The sequence below is a fragment of the Marinomonas sp. 5E14-1 genome, assembly GCF_039939215.1.
Lineage (GTDB): Bacteria > Pseudomonadota > Gammaproteobacteria > Pseudomonadales > Marinomonadaceae > Marinomonas.
Genome location: NZ_JBDXMW010000019.1, coordinates 1 through 19,447, shown reverse-complemented (window position 1 = coordinate 19,447; position 19,447 = coordinate 1). Strand labels below are relative to the sequence as shown.

At 41.6% G+C, this 19,447-nt stretch carries 15 protein-coding genes; 5 read left to right on the top strand and 10 right to left on the bottom strand.

Going from position 1 to position 19,447, the window contains the following annotated elements; translation table 11 throughout:
- Positions 1-171: 171 nt before the first annotated feature.
- The 7 genes from ABFY09_RS14160 to ABFY09_RS14130 form a co-directional block, all read right to left on the bottom strand.
- A complete protein-coding gene (locus ABFY09_RS14160) occupies positions 172-2,094 on the bottom strand; it encodes an iron ABC transporter permease (RefSeq protein WP_347984927.1) in 1,923 nt (640 codons plus the stop codon).
- Positions 2,087-3,028, bottom strand: a complete 942-nt coding sequence (locus ABFY09_RS14155) for an iron-siderophore ABC transporter substrate-binding protein (protein WP_347984926.1) — start codon at positions 3,026-3,028, stop codon at positions 2,087-2,089. The genes ABFY09_RS14160 and ABFY09_RS14155 overlap by 8 nt, the downstream gene beginning before the upstream one ends.
- Positions 3,025-3,795, bottom strand: coding sequence for an ABC transporter ATP-binding protein (locus ABFY09_RS14150; RefSeq protein ID WP_347984925.1), 771 nt, complete (start codon positions 3,793-3,795; stop codon positions 3,025-3,027). The genes ABFY09_RS14155 and ABFY09_RS14150 overlap by 4 nt, the downstream gene beginning before the upstream one ends.
- 10 nt (positions 3,796-3,805) lie before the next feature.
- Complete coding sequence (locus ABFY09_RS14145) at positions 3,806-5,983, bottom strand: TonB-dependent receptor (protein WP_347984924.1); 2,178 nt, start codon at positions 5,981-5,983, stop codon at positions 3,806-3,808.
- A 229-nt stretch (positions 5,984-6,212) separates the two neighbouring features.
- Positions 6,213-7,340: a siderophore-interacting protein gene (locus ABFY09_RS14140; RefSeq protein ID WP_347984923.1), complete on the bottom strand. Its 1,128-nt coding sequence runs from the start codon at positions 7,338-7,340 to the stop codon at positions 6,213-6,215.
- Between the two features lie 308 nt (positions 7,341-7,648).
- Positions 7,649-8,020 (bottom strand): DUF4260 domain-containing protein, encoded by a 372-nt coding sequence (locus ABFY09_RS14135; protein WP_347984922.1) that lies wholly within the window; start codon positions 8,018-8,020, stop codon positions 7,649-7,651.
- A complete protein-coding gene (locus ABFY09_RS14130; protein WP_347984921.1) occupies positions 8,021-8,548 on the bottom strand; it encodes a hypothetical protein in 528 nt (175 codons plus the stop codon). It lies immediately after the preceding gene.
- A gap of 162 nt (positions 8,549-8,710) precedes the next feature.
- Between ABFY09_RS14130 and ABFY09_RS14125 the strand changes: the two genes are divergently transcribed.
- Positions 8,711-9,607: a LysR family transcriptional regulator gene (locus ABFY09_RS14125; RefSeq protein ID WP_347984920.1), complete on the top strand. Its 897-nt coding sequence runs from the start codon at positions 8,711-8,713 to the stop codon at positions 9,605-9,607.
- Between the two features lie 77 nt (positions 9,608-9,684).
- Here the strand turns inward: ABFY09_RS14125 and ABFY09_RS14120 are convergent, their stop codons facing one another.
- The 3 genes from ABFY09_RS14120 to xseA all read right to left on the bottom strand — a co-directional run bounded on the left by ABFY09_RS14120 (position 9,685) and on the right by xseA (position 14,590).
- On the bottom strand, positions 9,685-11,022 hold the full coding sequence (locus tag ABFY09_RS14120; RefSeq protein WP_347984919.1) for a sugar ABC transporter substrate-binding protein: 1,338 nt from the start codon (positions 11,020-11,022) through the stop codon (positions 9,685-9,687).
- Positions 11,023-11,028: 6 nt separating this feature from the next.
- A complete protein-coding gene (locus tag ABFY09_RS14115; RefSeq protein ID WP_347984918.1) occupies positions 11,029-13,059 on the bottom strand; it encodes a methyl-accepting chemotaxis protein in 2,031 nt (676 codons plus the stop codon).
- Positions 13,060-13,231: 172 nt separating this feature from the next.
- Positions 13,232-14,590, bottom strand: a complete 1,359-nt coding sequence (xseA, locus tag ABFY09_RS14110) for an exodeoxyribonuclease VII large subunit (RefSeq protein WP_347984917.1) — start codon at positions 14,588-14,590, stop codon at positions 13,232-13,234.
- A 93-nt stretch (positions 14,591-14,683) separates the two neighbouring features.
- Here xseA and guaB point away from each other — a divergent pair, with 93 nt between their 5' ends.
- The 4 genes from guaB (at position 14,684) to ABFY09_RS14090 (ending at position 19,232) form a co-directional block, all read left to right on the top strand.
- Positions 14,684-16,150: an IMP dehydrogenase gene (gene guaB / locus ABFY09_RS14105; RefSeq protein WP_347984916.1), complete on the top strand. Its 1,467-nt coding sequence runs from the start codon at positions 14,684-14,686 to the stop codon at positions 16,148-16,150.
- A 136-nt stretch (positions 16,151-16,286) separates the two neighbouring features.
- Entirely contained in the window at positions 16,287-17,864 is a 1,578-nt protein-coding gene (guaA, locus tag ABFY09_RS14100) for a glutamine-hydrolyzing GMP synthase (protein ID WP_347984915.1), read from the top strand.
- A 106-nt stretch (positions 17,865-17,970) separates the two neighbouring features.
- On the top strand, positions 17,971-18,690 hold the full coding sequence (gene sfsA, locus ABFY09_RS14095; RefSeq protein WP_347984914.1) for a DNA/RNA nuclease SfsA: 720 nt from the start codon (positions 17,971-17,973) through the stop codon (positions 18,688-18,690).
- A gap of 275 nt (positions 18,691-18,965) precedes the next feature.
- On the top strand, positions 18,966-19,232 hold the full coding sequence (locus ABFY09_RS14090; RefSeq protein WP_347984913.1) for a hypothetical protein: 267 nt from the start codon (positions 18,966-18,968) through the stop codon (positions 19,230-19,232).
- The last annotated feature ends 215 nt before the right edge of the window (positions 19,233-19,447 follow it).

Here is a 19,447-nt window from a genome sequence, read left to right as displayed (position 1 = left end):
TATTCCTTTAAAAGATAGTATTTAAATTACGCTTTATGAAAGCGTTTTACAATTGCCTACTCATTTAAAAAAGAAACCAAAACAAGGTTCAGCGACTTCTCGCGCTGGCGCGAACGTGTTTTGTTTCTTTACAGCAAATTATTCAACAGCTAAGCCGAATTGCTGACCAGATTATGCTTTTTTACGATAAGCAATAAAGAGCAGTAAGAGAAAATAAAGGCTGCCAATTACAGACACCATTAAGCCCGCAGGAATCTCATTTGGCGACATGATATTGCGCCCTAAATTATCGGCGTAAATCAATAATATAGCGCCTGTCATGGCGGATGCTGGAAGCAAATGAACATGTCGATACAAGCCAAGCAAACGAGCACAGTGTGGAGCAAGCAAGCCAATGAAACTGATCGAGCCAATACTGGATACACAAATAGCTGTCAGTGATGCGGCAACGATTAATAAAATGATACGCTGACCTTTAAGTGATACACCTAATGTACGTGGCAATATTTCACCCAATGGCATTAAATCAAGGTTTCTCAAATACGGAGCAATCACCACACCGGCTAAAATCAATGCCATAGATAACGGCATAATTCTATCTATCGAAGCACCATAAGTTGTACCCGCTAACCACATCATAGTCACCGAAGCGGTTGAGGTCCCAAAGGTCAGAAGTATTTGCGTTGCCGTGCCAGAAAAAGCGGTAATCACAATACCAAACAAGGCAAGCTGAGAAACGCTCAACTGCTGTTTTAATCCCCACGATAGCAGGCCAATGACTATGCCCGCACCTGTTAACGCGGCGATAACCAGCATCAAATGATTCGCGGCAGGAGAGATAACCAATACACAAGCAATGATAAAAATAGCAAACGCACTTACACCAGAAATATCAGGGCTGGCCATTGGATTTTTGAACAGCGTTTGCAACAAAGTACCTGCACACGCTAATCCTATTCCACCTAATCCGGCTAATAACACTCTTTGATTAATCCAAGTCGCGCCGGTGTTACTAAAAGGCTCTAAGCAAATATAGAGCGTGATCAATAACAAGAGAAACAAGCCAATCAAAATTGTAGACGGTGAGACATGCAGTAAAGGTTTTAACGTAAGGCTTTGTCGTTCCGTTGCAGCTAAAACCCGGCCAGAACGTTGGAACAAAAGGTACACAAAATAAGGTGCGCCAAGTAAAGCAGTAAAAGCACCAGTCGGTAAGCGATAACCAAGAAATAGCAGACTCCTCGAACACCACTCTGCAACTAAGACTAACATGGCTCCTATCAGCAAGGTTAAAACCCATTGGAGCAACATATTACGGCCACCAATATGACATTTGCTAAGCAACAAGCGTGTCATGTGTGGCGCCATCAAACCGACAAAACCTATCATTCCAACAATAGAGGTCGCTAATGCCGCTTGAATTAAAGCAAGTAATAAAACCGCCCAACGCCAAGGCTTTACAGACAAACCTAGGCTTGCCGCATGCGTGTCACCAAGTAGAAAAAGTGCCAACTTAGGAAGCATAAATACGGTCAACATTAAGCTAATAATAATGGGGATAAGCGTTTGATTCAGCGTAGATGTACTGGTTTGTAATACTTGCCCGCTTCCCCATAAAAACAAACCATCCATTTGATTCTCAAAATAGATGATCAATAAAGAAGACAGCGCGCCAGCACTTAACCCTAACGCCATGCCGATTAATACAATAGGAAGCTTTCCGCCACCAATGAGTTGGCTAACACCGAGTACAGCGAGAGACAACAAAATCGAGCCAATTAATGCGCCAGCCCAAATCAAATTTAAACTTGCTGCAGGAACGAGTATTCTAATCAATACTGCGCCGAGTAAGGCGCCAGCCGCGATGCCTAAGGTCGAAGGTGAAGCAAAATCATTGTCTAATGTTGTTTGAATCAATAAACCTGAGCTGCCGAGTAATGCCCCCGTTAATAAGGCAATAAGTGCGGTAGGTAGCCAAACGTTATCGAACATGGCAGTGGCTAAAGAGGCATTACTAATTACTGGAGGGAAAAACAAGTATCCACAAAGTAGAGAAAGCAATATCACTCCGCTGATGGAAAGCGATTTAATCATGTGAGTTTTCCTGCCATGTTAAGAGTGACTGGCTAAACGCTTCGGCCATTTTTAGTGCCGATAAAGGGCCGCCGAAACTAAACAGCGGAGGAACATCTGATGAGTTATTGTTTTGTACGAAAGGCAATAATGGCCAAACGGGAGAGTGCATCATACGCTCTCCATCTACTTGATTGCCTGCTAAAAAAAGGTGGCTGTTATTAAGTGCAGGTAATTGTTCGAGTTGTAAGTGAGTGAAGTCTTTGCCTGGTAAACCGTCTTGCCACGTATACTCTAATCCAAGTTCATCAATGATCGACCCGGCAAGACTGATCTTTGTGAAAATTCGCAAGCCATATCCCATCCCAACAAACTTTCCAAAGGTTACTTTTGTGTTTGCTAAGCCTGCATCAGATAGTTGTTGTTTTAGTTCTGCGAGTCTTTGAGACAAAGATCTAATAATAGATTGCGCTTTTTCTGTTTCATTAACCGCTTTTGCTACGCCTAAAAATACTTTTTGAGACTGCTCAAAATATCTAAAACTCGTTTGAGAAGCATCGGGAAACTGTCGGTATAACAGTGTTGGTGCAATACTTTGCAACGAATTTAAGATTTTACGATGGCGAAACTCATAACCAATAATTAAATCGGGGTTGAGCTTTGCAATCGCCGCAAGACTGGGCTCTTGGCGGCTACCAATTTCTGTAACAGATTCAGGTAAAACGGGATAATTGGTTTGCCATTTTCGATAGCCATTTCCTTGTGTCACTCCGACAGGGACAATATCCAGCGTTAACAGCATTTCAGCGACAGACCAATTGAGGGCAACGACTCTTAGTGCTGGCTTAGGCAATTCAACACAGGTGCTAAGGCAGATAGATGTTGGTGTCGCAGAAAAAGAATGACTACTTAAAAAACACAATAATAGCGTTAGCCACAAGGCATAACGTTTCATACTTGTTCCTCTGGCCACAAAATTTGCAGTTCTTCTAATGCATGCATTTTGACAGGTGTTTGATAAACATCACTGATGTCTTTTGCATTGATGACATCCATAACGTTACCTTGAGCAACAATTTCGCCTTGATTAATTAGAATCGCTCGGTCGCTAAATTGGCGAGCTTGGTTCAAGTCGTGCAGCACCCAAACAATGGTTTTATTGTACTCTTGGTTTAAGCGACGAACGATTTTCAATAAGCTCAATTGATGCGAAATATCCAACCAAGATGTCGGTTCATCCAACATGAGAATGTCGGTGTCTTGAGCCAGAACCATAGCAAGCCAAGTTCGTTGTAGTTCACCACCAGATAAATCCGTTAATAATCGATTCGCATAAGGTGTGATACCTGTTTCCTGCATAGCCCAATCAATCACTTCCTTGTCTTCTTTAGCCACTTTTTTATACCAAGGGCGATGAGGATGACGACCAAAGGTTACTAAATCCGAAACCGTTAATGTCGCAGGAACAGGGTTGCTCTGAGGTAATAATGCTAACTGTTTTGCTAGATCATGGCGCTTTATGGATGAAAGCGATTTATCACGTAGTAATACCTCGCCTTTTGTCGGTGCCGTTAATCCACATAACAAAGACAATAGGCTGCTCTTCCCTGAGCCATTAGGGCCAATCAACGCGGTGATTGAACCCTCAGAAATGTCTCCTGTCATATTACGCAAAATCTCATTCCCTCCAATTTGAAGGGAAAGGTTCTTGAATTGAAACAAGTACTATCTCCTAAAATTCAGCGTTGTAGCTTACAGTGTACGTTCTGCCAGCGCCTTTATAAGAAAATAGATTTTCGTTGTAACCAGCATAAAGAATCTGAGCTCGTTGTGACCAAAGTGTGTAATAGTCTTCGTTTAGCAGGTTTTGAATACCGAAGCTTACTTTACCTAAAGGTAAAGTGTAATAAGAGCTAAAGTGTACTAATGAATAGCCATTTATAGTTTCATCGTTTTCTTCGTGATAATCAGCCAAGGTCTGTAATTGTAATTCAGCACCATAATCAAAATTATCATAGCCAGCTCGAACAGATGCATTGGAAGGGCTAGCTGTTTCTGCTTCTAAGTCAGACCAGCTGCCATTAGATTTTGTTTCACTCTTGATTAAATGCGCCTGTAAACCCGCATACCATTCATTATTGAATCGGTAAGTTGTTTGACCTTCAATGCCATAAATGCGTTTTTCATCGTCATTCACTACAATTGCATACGTTGTGCTATCGTAAGATGTTGTTTTATCCGATAACGAATAGTAGGCTGCAACTTGCACGTCATATTTTGGTTTGTTTAAACGCCAACCAAATTCAAGAGAGTTGGTTTTTACACCTTCTAGCTCATTATCTTCAATATTGATACTACTGACCAAACTAGAATCACTGTACGTTCCATTACCGTAATATTTCGCAGGGTCTGGAATCTCAAAACCTTGGCTGAGGTTTGCCCAAAGCTGTTGGCCTTTGTTAATGGTATAAATGGCACCAATATTTGCTAGAAACTCACTATATTGAGTTGTCCCACCTTCTATTGTGTCGGCTGAATCACCATAAATTAATTGTTGTGAGATACCGATATAATCACCAATACCATGTTTTATATACTGATATCGCAAACCACCAGAGACCTTTAAATTGTCAGTAGCCTCCCAGTTTGCTTGTGTGAAAGCACCAATCTTTTGTGTATCAACGTCCGGATATCGCTCAACAGTATCTGTTTGGTTGAATATTACACCACCAGACGCTAAAGCAGATGCTATGTCATACACCAACCAATCGGCTGTGAACGTCTCTATTTCAGAATCAATACCATAATTGATCTCAATGTCATCCATTTGTTTACTAAGTAATACTTTTGCACCCATTGCTTCTGTTTTTTGAACAGATGCGCCGTATAAATAACCATACCCATTTGAATTATATGGATCGACGCTTGGAAAAGGAAAGAACTGCATTTCTTCACTACGAAAATAGACTTGAGCCAGCAGAGAATGATCGAGCACTTCTTTATTACTATATTGTGCATTTAACATTAGGCGTTCAGTGCTTGGCTGCTCTTCTAAGTCTAGTTCATCACTAATAGTGATATCTGAACTGCCAACAGCATTTGCTAAATAGACGCCAAGGTAAGGTGTGTATTCAGTATCTTGCTGACTTTTATAATATTGGGCTGTAACAGACAGTAATTGTTTATCATCTGGTTGGTATTCTCCATTAGCCATGATATCAATAGTGTCATTAAACTGAAGATCGGTTTGTGTGACGTCTGGCAATATCATGTCACCATTTGCATCGTAACTTGCCCCTGTACTTTCATAGGAAACAGATAAGCGCCCACTAAGCTTTTCGTTCCCGCCAGAGACGGCAACGCCAATATTTTTTGTGAAGTTATCACTACCATTCATTCCAGTTGATGCGCCTATTGCAAGCTCAGTAGTCGTTTCTTCTGAAGTCGCTTTTTTCGTAATGATATTAATGATGCCGCCAGAAGCGCCTGCGCCGTAAATAGATGTCGCACCAGAAAGGACTTCTACTCTTGCGATATTCAATGGAGAAATACTGTCTAGTTGACGACTTATGCCTCGTGTAGAGTTTAGTGAAACGCCATCAATCATGACTAATGCTGAGCGGCCTCGCATATTTTGGCCATAGTTAGTTCTACTTTCCCCACCAAAGTCATAGCCAGGAATCAATCTACCTAGAGCCACTTTTAGATCTGCGCCAGTATTTATTTCACGCTCAATTTGATCTTGATCCACCACCCACATAGTTGCGGCAACATCTGAAATCGCCGTTTCAACACTGCCACTAGTCACCACAACAGTGTCTAACACCTCGGCTGCATTTACTGAGTAGGCAGTCATTAACGCAAAGGCAATAGGCGTTAATTTGGTACATAAAACGGCTTTTTTTATCATGATATCCTCACTAAAGTGATGTACTAAAAATGGAAAAGAAGGCAAAACTTAACTCTGAGCAGAAAAATATTGCGAACGATATCGATTATCATTTCAATTGTAAACAAAAAAGTCTAAAAAACTTACAATTCGGTAATGATATATGCACTTTTTGATAGCAAATAAAAAGCACCTTTAAATCATTTATAAAGATGCTTTTTAGAAAGGGAGAAATATCTTTAAATGAAAGCTATTGACGGTTAGATTTGATTTTCCAATAGGCTCTTGTGTGATTTTTTTTGCCAATAATATTTCGTTCATTCCTTAAATAATATCTGATCGTTTTCGCTGCATCACCTTCTAATGCGCCCCAGACCGTGTCTATGTTTTCTAACTGTTTGATAATAGAAAGTGCTTCATTTGCTTGATTTTCGGTTGCACAAATAACCCGGTGAACAACCGTTCTTTCAGGGAACTTTATCAACTTGGCGTATTCCTGTTCCGCTTCCTTATTACTAATTAGGATGACATGAGGAGGAAGAGGATTTTGCCAATGCTCTAGAATTCCTGCTATGGCTGGATAGGCGGTTTCATCTGCAATTAATAACGCTTGGCCGTCTTCAAGGTGTTGGTGATTATCTTTTGATTCAGATTTACTCATGATGGTGTCACCGACTGTTAAGCTTTTTGCCCATAAGCTGCCTAATGTGTCGTTATGAGTATAAATGTCGATGTAACCTAAATCAGAAAAAGAGGAATTATCAGTACTTTTCCATGCTTTTCGCAACGTGTAGGGACGTACATCTTTATTCGCACCTTTAAGTAGTCTTTGACGGTTTTTACTGGAAATGTGCTTCATCAACCAAATCATAAAGTGTTCAGTGACTTTTTTACGCCAGTGTTTTTCAGGTTTCTTTGAAGAAGTGTTTTTAGGTTGGTGTTTAAAGGCTTTTAATAAAAATGCATAGGCATGACCGGCGTAATATTCAGGTAAAGGAGTTAGACTGCTGACGGTTAAACGAATGATGTTTTTGGTGATCGCTTGTTTGCCCGTGATTTCAAAAAAGTGCTTGCTTGAACGACCAATTTCCACACCTTGTTTTACACTAGCCGCATAAGCTAAATAGAGTATCTGATCTTCTAATGACCCTTCTATTTCAAAGGGAATAAACATTTCGTTAGTCGAGTCTTTAGAGCGTGCTTGTGTATGAATCAAAATACCTTCTTCAAAAATATCAAACAGCTTCGCAGATATAATCTCTTCATCTGAATATTTGCTTTTTACGATTGCTAAGACTTCGTTAGGGTGATCTTGATTTACGTGGTCAAGAATATCTATTTTGTGATCTACATCTTTTATTGCTGTATAAGAATTCATAACACCCTTACTGTCTATATTTGCCTTTAATGGGAATGAGACTATTTACGTTTTGGCTGATTATACGATATTAATTATCACTAATATCGAGAATTTGAAGTAGAACGTTTTAAACATAAAAAAACCGCTTTCTGTTTCGTCTAGAAATAGACGTCAGAAAGCGGTTTGTAAAAAGAGCATCGATTGAGAAGGTGATCTTATCGATACTTTGTCGCGTTGTTATTCGTTGAGTGACGAATACACGCTTATTTTGTTTCTTCTATCAACCAAATAGAGTTTTCAACCGATCATGCGACATGCAGAAAAACTTATTTGCCAATGATTCCCAAGTGCGTGTGTTTAAAGCCGATAGCGTATTTGAGTCCATAACCTAAGGTGCGGTCAAAGCCAACGTGTGCGAGCCAAATCAGGCCAATAGAAATGCCCAGTTCACTCTTGAGCACTAACCAACTGATGCCAAAGCACACAGCTGGGCCGATTAATGAATGAGTGATGTTGTACAAGATCGCGCCTGTTTTATTGCTGGCTAGATATCCTAATATTGCCAAGTCAGGCAGTAAAAATAAAAGGGCGAAAAGCCGCCAATCTGGGTTGTATTGAAAGTAGGTGATACTGGATAAAATCAATATCGCCACAGCTTCAAGGCGCAACATGCCTTTGAGGTTTCTGCTAATCATCATTTAAAACTTCCAACCAAGGTGAACCGCTGGGAAGAAGGTAACGGCTTCACTGTCCGCGCGTTCACCATCCAATATCACATCGTCATGTTCAAGGTTCAAGTCGATGCCTAACCATGGCGTGATGGTTATATTTTGCGTGTACATGATGCGATAACCAAACCTTGGCCCTAATGAGACTTGCTTTCGGGTGACGGTTTCCTTGGTGGACTTTCGAGTGTAAGTGACATCGTTTGAGTTAGCTTCAACGCCAACGAACCATCCCGCGTAATTGCCGAACAAATAATCCAGTTTGATGCCAACGCCTTCGAATTCTAGGTCATAGTTTTCATCTCCATGAAAGGCTTCCGGCGCTTCCAGCCCAAATGCACCTATATCAAGACGGAAGTTGTCGCCACCAAATCCAAAGTGTACCGAATGGCCATTTAGGAGATAAGCGGTTGGGTCTATTTCAATATCAAGCGCGGCCGCTTGTGTTGCCATAGCGCTAAAGAGTAATCCAATTGCTATGTGTGTGACGGGCTTTTTCATGGTGTTCCTCTCTGTGTTAAATCGCGTGTCATTTGATGAAGATATGGAGAGTGTGAAGGATTGATTAACAAATAAAAAACAGTGATTTTTTGACTTTTTTGAAATTTAATTTGTGTTAAGTTGTTTTTATATGAAGTGATGGAATAAGGGGTTAAGAGGCTAATGCGTCATTTAAATAATCTGGCGACTTTCGTTCAGGTGGCAAAATATGAAAGTGTGACCAAAGCGGCGAGTCGTTTGTATTTAACTCAGCAAGCAGTCTCTCATCAAATTAAAAAGCTTGAAGAAGAGTTAGGAATTGTTCTGTTTAAAAGGGCCAATCGAAAAATCTATCTGACGCCAGAGGGAAGAGAGCTGCTGGTGACCGCAGATAAGCATCTCTCAGCCCTTGAAGAAGAGATGATTAAGGTGAAGCGGGACTCTGGGAGTTTGTTTGGTACTTTGTCGGTTGCTTGTACGATGGAACTGGCGACCTTGCTGCTTGTTCCTGTCATTGATGCATTTAAAAAAGCGCACCCACAAGTCAATATTGAGATTGAATTGCAAGACGATGCAACGACGGTAAATGGTGTGGTGAATGGTAAAACGGACATTGGAATAGTGGTGTTTTCTTCAGACAACCGTTTGTTAGAGGTTTATCCCTTTCGCTCAGAAGCGTTTGTCACTGTGGCGAGTCGTCAATTTATTGCGGAGCACGATGAGATTACCGATTTTAAGCAAGTAGTGGATCTCGATATTATTGATTACCAGATGGATTGTCCGTCCATGAAAACTTGGTTAGGAAAGAACGATAAAAAGTTGGTAAAACGCTTGGAGGTGAAGAGCGCCTCCGTTGCTGCGAATGACGATCGCCTAGTTAAAGATTTTGTGATGGCTGGGCTTGGCATCGCGAATTTGCCCAGAGTGCTGGTGGAAAAGGAGCTGGCCAGCAAAGAGGTTGTCGAAATACTGCCTGATTCCAAATCCATTTCAGCCGGAATTGATTTGGTGACGATGAAAGACCGAGTGCTTCCTGCACACATTGTTGCTTTTATTGAGCATTTAAAAAACGCCAGTTAGAGTCTTGCCGCGAGAGTACAAAAAAAGCACGCATGACGCGTGCTTTTTATTAAATGCCATAAAGAGATAAAGCTGAGTTAATGTTCTGCTCGTTTCATTTCTCTCACAGCGGTTTTTTGTGCGCTTGATAAGGCTTCTTGTACTGACATATTGCCTTCCAATACTTCCGCTATTTTTTGCCCTGTATTACCGGCAATAGGAACAAACTCTGGAATAGGGACGAACTGAATTCCAGAATAGGGCGACGCAGATAACGTGCTGTTATCTGGCGTGGCTGTTCGTAAGGCTTCTAATTCTGCATTGGCAAAAACACCCGCAACAGACAGGAAGCTCTGCTCTTGATAGGTGGATGTTCGAGTGCCTGTTGGAATGTTTTTCCAACCATTTTTCTTTGCTATCAAACCTATGTAATCTTTTGAGGTTGCCCAACTAATGAAGGTTTCTGCTGCTTCCAGTTTTTTGGTATTTTGCGGGATGGCCAAAGACCAAGCCCATAACCAATTCGCACCTAAGCTGGTTTCTTGATAAGGCGATTGGGCAAATTTCCAATTATTGGCGTATTGGCTTTCGTTTTGATTGGTTATAAACGAAGCGGCAACGGAGGCATCAATCCACATTGCGCATTTGCCTTCACGGGATAGCGATAAAATTTCATTGAAGCTGTTTTTCTCTGAGTTTGGCGGACCGTAGTTTGATAGAAGATCTATATAAAAACTGACGGCTTTTTGCCAAGCTGAGCTGTCTATTTGAGGAGTCCAGTTCATGTCGAACCATTGACCACCAAAGCTGTTTACCATGGTGGATATTAAGGCCATGTTATCTCCCCAGCCTGGCTTTCCTCGTAGGCAAATACCATAGATATCATTTTCTGGGTCGTGCATTTTTTGTGCTGCGTTGTAGACTTGATCCCAACTAGGGCGACTGTCGAATGAGAGATTGGCTTTGCTGAGTAAGTCTTCTCTATACATCAACATGGAGCTTTCGCCATAGAAGGGCGCTGCGTATAACTCACCTTCATAAGATAAACCTTCTCTGACAGAAGGCAGAAGGTCGTCTACATCATAGGATGAACTAAAATTAAGAGGCTTTAACCATCCGTGTTTTGCCCAAATAGGCGCTTCATACATACCAATGGTCAATACGTCGTAACGTCCACCACCAGAAGCAATGTCGGCAATGGCTCGCATGCGTAAACTGCCTTCATTATAAACGTGCCATTTTAATTGAATGTCTGGATGTAACGTTTCAAATTCGTTGCTGAGTTTCTGCATTTCAATCATGTGACCATTATTCACCGTGGCGATGTTTAGCTCGACCGCGTGGGCGCTGGTAGCCGACAAGGCGATAGCAGAAAAAGTGCCAGCTAAAATTGATGTGTTTATTAAGGTCTGTGTGTTCTTTAGTATTTTAATCATGCTGAATTAGACCTCATCAATAACGAATTTAGAGACATTTTCTTTTAAAGAATTGACGACCTTAACTTGAGACACGGCAACGTCTTTAGCGGATTCTGCTTTTTGGTTTGTTTCATCGGTTAGATTTGAAATTCGGGTTAGATTACCTTCTAGTTCTGCTGTGGTTTGAGCTTGTTCCTCTGCGGCTGTAGCAATTAGGTAACTGAGTTCGCGAACTTCGCTCATTTTTTCTTCGAATTTGGCAATGGTGCCGTCTGAGATTCTTGCCTGTTCTAGACTCAGGGCGACTTTTTCTTCGCTTTGGTTTATCACGTTAACTGCGCGTTTGGAATCTATCACCATGGAGGATATTTTTTCCTGTATTTCCAGTGTGGATTCTTGTGTTTTGGTGGCGAGCGTACGCACTTCATCTGCGACGACAGCAAAGCCTCGACCTTGTTCTCCGGCTCTTGCGGCTTCGATTGCCGCGTTTAGCGCGAGTAGATTGGTTTGGTCTGCGATGTCTGTGATGGCACTGATAATGTCTTCGATACTGGTCACTGAGGAGTCTAGATTTTCAATGACTTTTATTGCTTGACCTGTTTGCTCTGAAATTTTCTCAATACTTTGATAGCTGGCTTGCACACAAGTTCGGCCTTCTTTTGCGAGTTCGGCTGCAGACAACACTTCTCTGTGAGTTTTCTCTGTATGAGTGGCTACTTCATTGGCTGTGGCTGTCATTTCTACCAGTGCAGCTGAAACTAAGTCGATTTCAGATTTTTGTTGCTGAACTATCTCCAAGGTGCTTTGGGAACTGTCCACAACACTGGAGACAGATTTTTCAACAAATTGAGAAGAGTCATCAATGTTTAAGACGGTTTGTCTGAGGTTATTTATGACCATCACCATGTAGCGATTTAACTCACCAAATTCATCTGTTTTATTAGTCGCTTGCACACGGTTTAAATAGCCTTGAGAAAGATCGTTCAGCTCTTTCATTAATTGTCTGATAGAGGTTTTCAAGAAACGGCTAATCCAGATAGAAAGGATTAAAATCATGCTTAGGATGACTATGCCTATCATAACGCTGTTGCGGTTTTGATTGACAGCATCCTCACCTAAAGAAACGGAAAGGTTGGTGTTAATTCGAAACGCGGTATCCAGTAAGCCTTGAGTAGCTATTTTTACTTCTTGTATTTTTGTTTCTAGCTCTAAAGTGTCTATACGTGATTGTTCTGCTAGAGCCAATCGCTCGTTTTGAATGGCGATGAGGCCTGTATCACCTTCTACGGCATCAAGAATAGAAAGCGTTAATAGGGATAATTCAGAGACAAAGTTCTTAAAGTAATCTTCATTAGAGGAGAAAATCAATTTAGGTAATAAATTGGAATGCATGTTTTGCCAGTCGACAAAATGTTCTCGATTGCTTTTTAATTCATTTATATTTCTTGTGTTGACCAACTCTTCGATAACTAACATACCTGACGAAATAGATGCGTTAGTTTCATTGATGACGGAAATAACATTGTCTTTTTCAACTTGAAGAAGGATGTTGGCTAATAAAGGCAGTACTTCATCTCTTAATTGAGTTAATTTATCGGAAATGGATTTTGCTTGCATGCTTAGATCGATAAAAGAATGCTGATGCTTTTCTATTTTTTCAGTCAGCTCAAACATATGAGTCATCGCAAGATCCAGTGAATCGATGTTTGGGAGTATTTCATCTTGTAGGCTGCTATCCACTCCACTAGCAGCGGCTTTAAGTTCTGCTAAAGTTGTCAATGCTTTGCTTTTGTTTTGGTCGATATGACTTAGTAGCTCTGAATGTTCAGTGGGAGTTGTTGTGTTGAGCAGTTTTAGTAATAGGATTTCAGCGCTGGTCACTGAATCTGTGACATTGGAAGACAGTTTTACAATAGGGGTAGAGGATTCATTAATGGTATTTAATCCGCTAATGACTTCCCGTCGGCTCTCATAATTTAGCCAAGAAGATCCTATGAATAATAGGCCGATGCAAGAGAAGCAAAGTACTATTTTAGTGGAGAGTTTTAATGCCATATAAACCAACCTTGGTGATCACTTTGTGTTTGATAAACAAAATGGAAAAAGTAAATATCACTTTTACCTTGTAACTCGGAATATAAAAGCCTTGGTTTTTATATTCAATAAAAGCTTGAGTTTATATATTGTAGTGATGCTTAAGTATTTTAATTTGACATAAAAGTATTGTTTATCTTGGTTGGATCTTTCTCCCTTCACTGACTGCGCATAATATTTCACCATCCTGAACTCGTACGGTTAATGCATCACCTTTTTCTACTTCTTCAATAGAACGAATCACTTGTTTGTCTTTCGAGGCGATTGCGTAGCCACGAGACAAAGTATTGAGTGGGCTGACGAGGTTGAGTTTATCAATGATGCGAGCAAAAGCCGTTTGTTGGTTGGTTAGATTATTACGCAGAGCGTGCGCCAGTCTTGTGTCTATATTGTTGAGCGCTTGTCTTTCTTGGCTAATACGACGAGCTGGGCTGTTTCTTTCAAGTCGATGGCAGAGGTTGTTTGTCTGAATATGCTGCTCTGACACTTTGCGCTGAATGTTTTGCTGTAGACGATGTATTAATTGGTTGAGCTGGTTTTGTTGTTGCTCAATGCGTTCTTTTGGGTGGCGAATGCGTTTTGTTGTGAAGTCGAGCTGCTGTTGACATTGTTCAAGAATGCGAGAGATGCGTCGAGTGAGTTGTTTTTCCTGTTGCTCAATTTGTCGAACCAGCTGATTTCGATCTGGGCTCAATAGTTCGGCAGCCGCTGTTGGGGTTGCGGCGCGAACGTCTGCGACAAAGTCTGTAATGGTAAAGTCGGTTTCGTGTCCTACAGCAGAAACAATTGGCGTTTGAGCATGAAAAACCGCTCTGGCTAATGCTTCGTCGTTGAAACTCCATAAATCTTCCAGTGAGCCGCCGCCGCGACCAAGAATAATTGCGTCGAAATGACTGCTGTCATCCGCTCGTTGCAGTTGTTTTAAGATGTTTTTTGCAGCATCTTGGCCTTGCACTAATGACGGTAGGATTGTCAGCTCTGTTAAAGGGAAGCGACGGCGAAAGGCAATGATCATGTCTCGTACGGCAGCGCCAACGGGGGAGGTGATAATGGCAACACGCTCTGGCTTTGTTGGCAGTGGCTTTTTATGGGAGGCATCAAATAAGCCTTCTAGCTGCAAACTGTTTTTTAAGCGGTCAAACGCTTGCTGAAGCGCGCCTTCTCCAGCCGATTCCATACTTTCTACACTGAGCTGGCAGTCACCACGAGGCCCATAGAAAGTGACTTTTGCGCGTAATCTTACTTTATCGCCATCTTTGGGTTGAAAACGTACTGTTCGGTTTTTGCCTTTGAACATGGCGCAGCGAATTTGTGCTTTGTCGTCTTTAAGAGAAAAGTACCAATGACCTGATCCAGGCTTGGCTAAATTCGATATTTCACCTTCAACTAAAATCCATGGAAAACTGGCTTCAAGTAGCTGTTGGATTTGTTTATTTAGTTGCGAAACACTGAAAGCCGTTTCCTGTTGAACAGAAGATGTAAAATTATTCATTAATCTCTCGTTGTTTTGATTTACCGAAGGCAACTATAGGAGTAGAATTACTTGCCATCTTAACACCCTGTTGGCATTGGAAACCCCTCTATTATGTTACGAATCGTGCAAGAAGCTCTAACGTTTGATGACGTATTGCTTATCCCCGGCTATTCCGAAGTTCTTCCTAAGGATGTTAGCCTCAAAACCAAAATCACGAAAGACATCGAGTTGAATATTCCGCTTACGTCTTCTGCAATGGACACAGTTACTGAACATCGCATGGCGATTGCTTTGGCTCAAGAAGGCGGCATAGGCATTGTGCACAAAAACTTGACCGTTGAAGAGCAGGCGAATGAAGTGCGCCGTGTGAAAAGATACGAAAGTGGTATTGTTCGTGATCTTGTAACAATCGACCCTGATGCATCTATTAATGAATTAATGGTGTTGACGTCAGCAAACAGTATCTCAAGTGTGCCTGTTGTGAAAGGTGAAGATCTCGTTGGTATAGTGACCAGTCGTGATGTTCGCTTTGTAAAAGATTTCGATAAAAAAGTGTCTGATATTATGACGCCAAAAGATCGCCTTGTAACGGCTCTTGAAGGCGCGTCTTCTGGTTCCATCCGCAAATTGCTGCATGAAAATCGCATTGAAAAAGTGTTGATTGTGAATGAGCAATTCGAATTGCGTGGCATGGTAACGGTTACGGACTTTAATAAAGCCACGACTTTCCCAAATGCGTGTAAAGACGAAGAGGGCCGTTTGCGTGTTGGCGCTGCAGTTGGCACTGGCGCAGACACTGAAGAACGAGTGAAAGCCTTGTCTGAAGCGGGCGTTGACGTGGTTGTGGTTGATACCGCTCACGGACACTCGAAAGGCGTGATTGATCGCGTTCGCTGGGTGAAAGAAAACTTCCCTCATATTCAAGTTATCGGTGGCAATATTGCAACTGCTGAAGCTGCGATTGCGCTTGCTGATGCAGGTGCAGACGGTGTGAAAGTGGGCATTGGTCCGGGTTCTATCTGTACTACTCGTATTGTTGCTGGTGTGGGTGTTCCTCAAATCAGTGCGGTTGCCAATGTTGCTGAAGCAATGAACCCTCGCGGCATTCCAGTTATTGCTGATGGCGGCGTGCGTTTCTCTGGTGATATCAGTAAAGCCATTGCGGCAGGTGCGAGTGTGATCATGGTCGGTGGTTTGCTTGCTGGTACAGATGAAGCGCCTGGTGAAGTAGTTTTGTTCCAAGGTCGTTCATTTAAAGCGTATCGCGGCATGGGCTCGCTTGGAGCTATGTCTCAGTCTCAAGGTTCAAGTGATCGCTATTTCCAAGACTCAAGCAGTGTTGAGAAGCTTGTTCCTGAAGGCATTGAAGGTCGTGTACCCTCGAAAGGACCAATGGTTGCGGTTGTTCATCAGTTGATGGGTGGTGTGCGCTCTTCTATGGGTTACACTGGCTCAGCTGATATTGAGACGATGCGTACGAAAACTCAGTTCTCTCAAATTACCGGTGCTGGTATGCGTGAGAGTCATGTTCATGATGTGACTATTACGAAAGAGGCACCAAATTATCACGTGGGTTAATCGCTTGATAATTTAATATTTGGATGGGGCGTATAACACGCCCCATCTTTATTTTTTGCTCTTACTATCTATTGATTAATTACTTCTATTTTAAAGGGCGATGTTCTTTGGAATAGAGTGAAAGGAATGGCTAACAATGTCGCAAGATATCCACGCTCATAAAATTCTAATTCTTGATTTTGGCTCCCAGTACACTCAGCTGATTGCGCGTCGTGTTCGTGAAATTGGTGTTTACTGTGAAGTTCGTGCTTTTGATATGGAAGATCAGGAGGTTATTGATTTCGCTCCTAAAGGTATCATCTTAGCTGGCGGTCCTGAGTCTGTTCCTGAACCGGGTTCTCCTCGTGCTCCAGAAGCTGTATTTACTTTGGGCGTGCCTGTTTTCGGTATCTGTTACGGCATGCAAACAATGGCAGAACAATTGGGCGGTAAAGTTCAAGGTTCTGAGTTGCGTGAATTTGGTTATGCTCAAATCCGTAAGTACGAAGGCTCTTCTTTATTAGAAGGTGTTCAAGATCATGTAGCGAACAATGGTGTTGCTGCATTAGATGTTTGGATGAGTCACGGTGATAAAGTATCTGCAATGCCAGCTGACTTCTCTTTGATGGCGTCTACGGAAAGCTGTCCAATTGCTGCGATGTCGAATGAAGTTAAAAAGTTTTACGGCGTTCAATTCCACCCTGAAGTGACTCATACGAAACAAGGTGGGAAAATTCTGTCTCGTTTCGTAGTGGATATTTGTGAGTGTGACACTTTATGGACACCAGCTAACATTGCTGAAGATGCAATCGAAAGAATGCGTGAGCAAGTGGGCGATAAGCAAGTTCTGCTGGCCTTGTCTGGCGGTGTCGACTCTTCTGTTGTAGCGGCTTTATTGCATAAAGCAATTGGTAGTCAGTTGACGTGTGTTTTCGTTGATAACGGTTTACTTCGTTTAAACGAAGGCGACCAAGTGATGAAAATGTTTGCAGACAACATGGGCGTGAAAGTGATTCGTGTTGATGCGGAAGACTTGTTCCTTGGCAAGTTGGCTGGTGAAGCTGATCCAGAGAAGAAGCGTAAAATCATCGGTAATACATTTATCGAAATCTTCGATGAAGAGTCTTCTAAATTAGACGGTATCGACTTCCTTGCACAGGGTACAATTTACCCTGATGTCATTGAATCGGCCGCATCTAAAACGGGTAAAGCGCACGTTATTAAGTCTCACCACAATGTGGGTGGCTTGCCTGAGGATATGAAGATGGAGTTGGTTGAGCCGCTTCGTGAACTTTTTAAAGATGAAGTTCGTAAACTTGGTCTTGCACTTGGTCTTCCGTATGACATGGTTTATCGTCATCCGTTCCCTGGGCCTGGATTAGGTGTTCGTATCTTAGGCGAAGTAAAAAAAGAGTATGCAGATATTCTTCGTCGTGCAGATGCTATTTTCATTGAAGAGCTACGTCGTTCTGGCTGGTATGAGAAAACAAGCCAAGCTTTCGTTGTGTTCTTGCCAGTGAAATCTGTTGGTGTGGTTGGTGATGGTCGTCGCTATGAATATGTAGTCTCTCTTCGAGCAGTGGAAACAATTGATTTCATGACGGCTCGTTGGGCGCACCTTCCATATGAATTGTTGGAAACGGTTTCTGGCCGCATCATTAATGAAATCGAACATATTTCTCGTGTGGCTTATGATGTTTCGTCTAAGCCGCCAGCAACGATTGAGTGGGAATAATTTCCACGGATTAACTACTTAGTTTAAGAATATAAAGAGCGGCTTCTTTTGTTACCAAAGAGAGCCGCTTTTTTGTTCTATATAGAAAAAATGTTGGAGTTGCGTTTTGGATTTTTCTACCTCATTAATAGAAGGACGTTTAATTAAGCGTTATAAGCGTTTTTTGTCTGATGTTGAATTGCCTAGTGGTGAGGTGGTGGTTGCTCATTGCCCGAATACAGGTTCGATGAAACGTTGTCAGCAAGATAATGCTTGTGTGTGGCTTTCTAAAAGTGATAACCCGAAACGAAAGTTGGGCTATACCTGGGAATTAGTTGAAGTTGATGGCGAGCATCTAGCTTGTATTAATACAGGTTTGCCAAATAAGTTGGTTGGTGAGGCTATTGCGAATGGTGTTGTGTCTGAACTTGCTGGTTATGCAGAGCAAAAGGCCGAAGTAAAATATGGTGAAAAGAGCCGTATTGATTGGTTGTTAACTGGAAGTGAAGGTCAAAAATGCTATGTTGAAGTGAAAAATGTCACTTTATTAGAAGAGGATGGAAATGGCTATTTCCCTGATGCAGTAACTGATAGAGGGCGTAAGCATTTGTATGAACTCGCAAAAATGGTTGAAGAAGGGCATAGGGCGGTTTTGTTTTTCTGTGTGAGTCATTCGGGGATCGGTTCTGTTTCTCCAGCTGTCCATATAGATGAAAAATATGCCTTGGCTTTTGCTGAAGTGCTGGAAAAAGGTGTTGAGGTGCTTGCCTATAAAGTCGATATCACAACTGAAAGAATGGTTGTTAGTCATTCTATTCCTGTTATCTCTCCAAAAATTGGACCTTAAAAAGTATGTGTTTTTCAGAGTGCTGTATTTGACGTCATAATTACTAAATAAAGTGTCTGGATTCTTCTAATTTCGTCAGTTTCTCTTTACCTATTTTTACTTTAGGTCTTCGAACGAGAGTTTATTGCTTTCATTCTGAATCAAACGGGGAAGCGGCTTTCAGGTGCTTTTTTAATGGAAATCTATTGCTATTATTTCTCTCGTGGGAACGCAATCGTTCTCAATAAAGACCTTTTTATTGAAAATGAAATTTAATTAGCGAATGGAGAAAAATTATGAATGTATTTACTAAATCAGCGTTAACTTTTTTGGCTGCTACTGCAATCTCTACAGCGGCTTTCGCAAATGACAATGCTTTAGCTGAGGCGCAATCTCGTGTTGATGCTATTGCTGCTCAGTTGGAAAGCATGGGTGCAGAGGTTGACTCTAGTGTTGACCTAAATGCAGCCTCTACTCCTGCAGAAAAAGAAGCCATGTTAGGTGCTAAATTTCGAGAGCTTCAAATTCAACTTGAAGATCTGCAAGCGCAAAGCGCTCAATAATTTCTTATCGTAACCGCAATGCCTTAGTTTCAGTAAGGTAGTTGTGAAAAAAGCCTTGTTACTTAATTGTAGCGAGGCTTTTTTGTTTTGATTTGATTAAAAAACACTCTAAAAAAGGTATTTTTGTTTGTTATGTGAACAAAAAGGCTTTTGTATTAAATTAATTGTCTTTTTTGACATAAAAAGGTTGCACAAAATCTGTATATCCTTAATAT

What these genes read in the sequence shown, in the direction of transcription:
- ABFY09_RS14090 (WP_347984913.1), top strand. Translation starts at nt 18,966, where the DNA reads ATGAATGTATTTACTAAATCAGCGTTAACTTTTTTGGCTGCTACTGCA.
- ABFY09_RS14130 (WP_347984921.1), bottom strand. Translation starts at nt 8,548, where the DNA reads ATGAAAAAGCCCGTCACACACATAGCAATTGGATTACTCTTTAGCGCT.
- ABFY09_RS14155 (WP_347984926.1), bottom strand. Translation starts at nt 3,028, where the DNA reads ATGAAACGTTATGCCTTGTGGCTAACGCTATTATTGTGTTTTTTAAGT.
- ABFY09_RS14145 (WP_347984924.1), bottom strand. Translation starts at nt 5,983, where the DNA reads ATGATAAAAAAAGCCGTTTTATGTACCAAATTAACGCCTATTGCCTTT.
- ABFY09_RS14125 (WP_347984920.1), top strand. Translation starts at nt 8,711, where the DNA reads ATGCGTCATTTAAATAATCTGGCGACTTTCGTTCAGGTGGCAAAATAT.
- guaA (WP_347984915.1), top strand. Translation starts at nt 16,287, where the DNA reads ATGTCGCAAGATATCCACGCTCATAAAATTCTAATTCTTGATTTTGGC.
- ABFY09_RS14160 (WP_347984927.1), bottom strand. Translation starts at nt 2,094, where the DNA reads ATGATTAAATCGCTTTCCATCAGCGGAGTGATATTGCTTTCTCTACTT.
- ABFY09_RS14140 (WP_347984923.1), bottom strand. Translation starts at nt 7,340, where the DNA reads ATGAATTCTTATACAGCAATAAAAGATGTAGATCACAAAATAGATATT.
- xseA (WP_347984917.1), bottom strand. Translation starts at nt 14,590, where the DNA reads ATGAATAATTTTACATCTTCTGTTCAACAGGAAACGGCTTTCAGTGTT.
- ABFY09_RS14135 (WP_347984922.1), bottom strand. Translation starts at nt 8,020, where the DNA reads ATGATGATTAGCAGAAACCTCAAAGGCATGTTGCGCCTTGAAGCTGTG.
- guaB (WP_347984916.1), top strand. Translation starts at nt 14,684, where the DNA reads ATGTTACGAATCGTGCAAGAAGCTCTAACGTTTGATGACGTATTGCTT.
- ABFY09_RS14115 (WP_347984918.1), bottom strand. Translation starts at nt 13,059, where the DNA reads ATGGCATTAAAACTCTCCACTAAAATAGTACTTTGCTTCTCTTGCATC.
- ABFY09_RS14120 (WP_347984919.1), bottom strand. Translation starts at nt 11,022, where the DNA reads ATGATTAAAATACTAAAGAACACACAGACCTTAATAAACACATCAATT.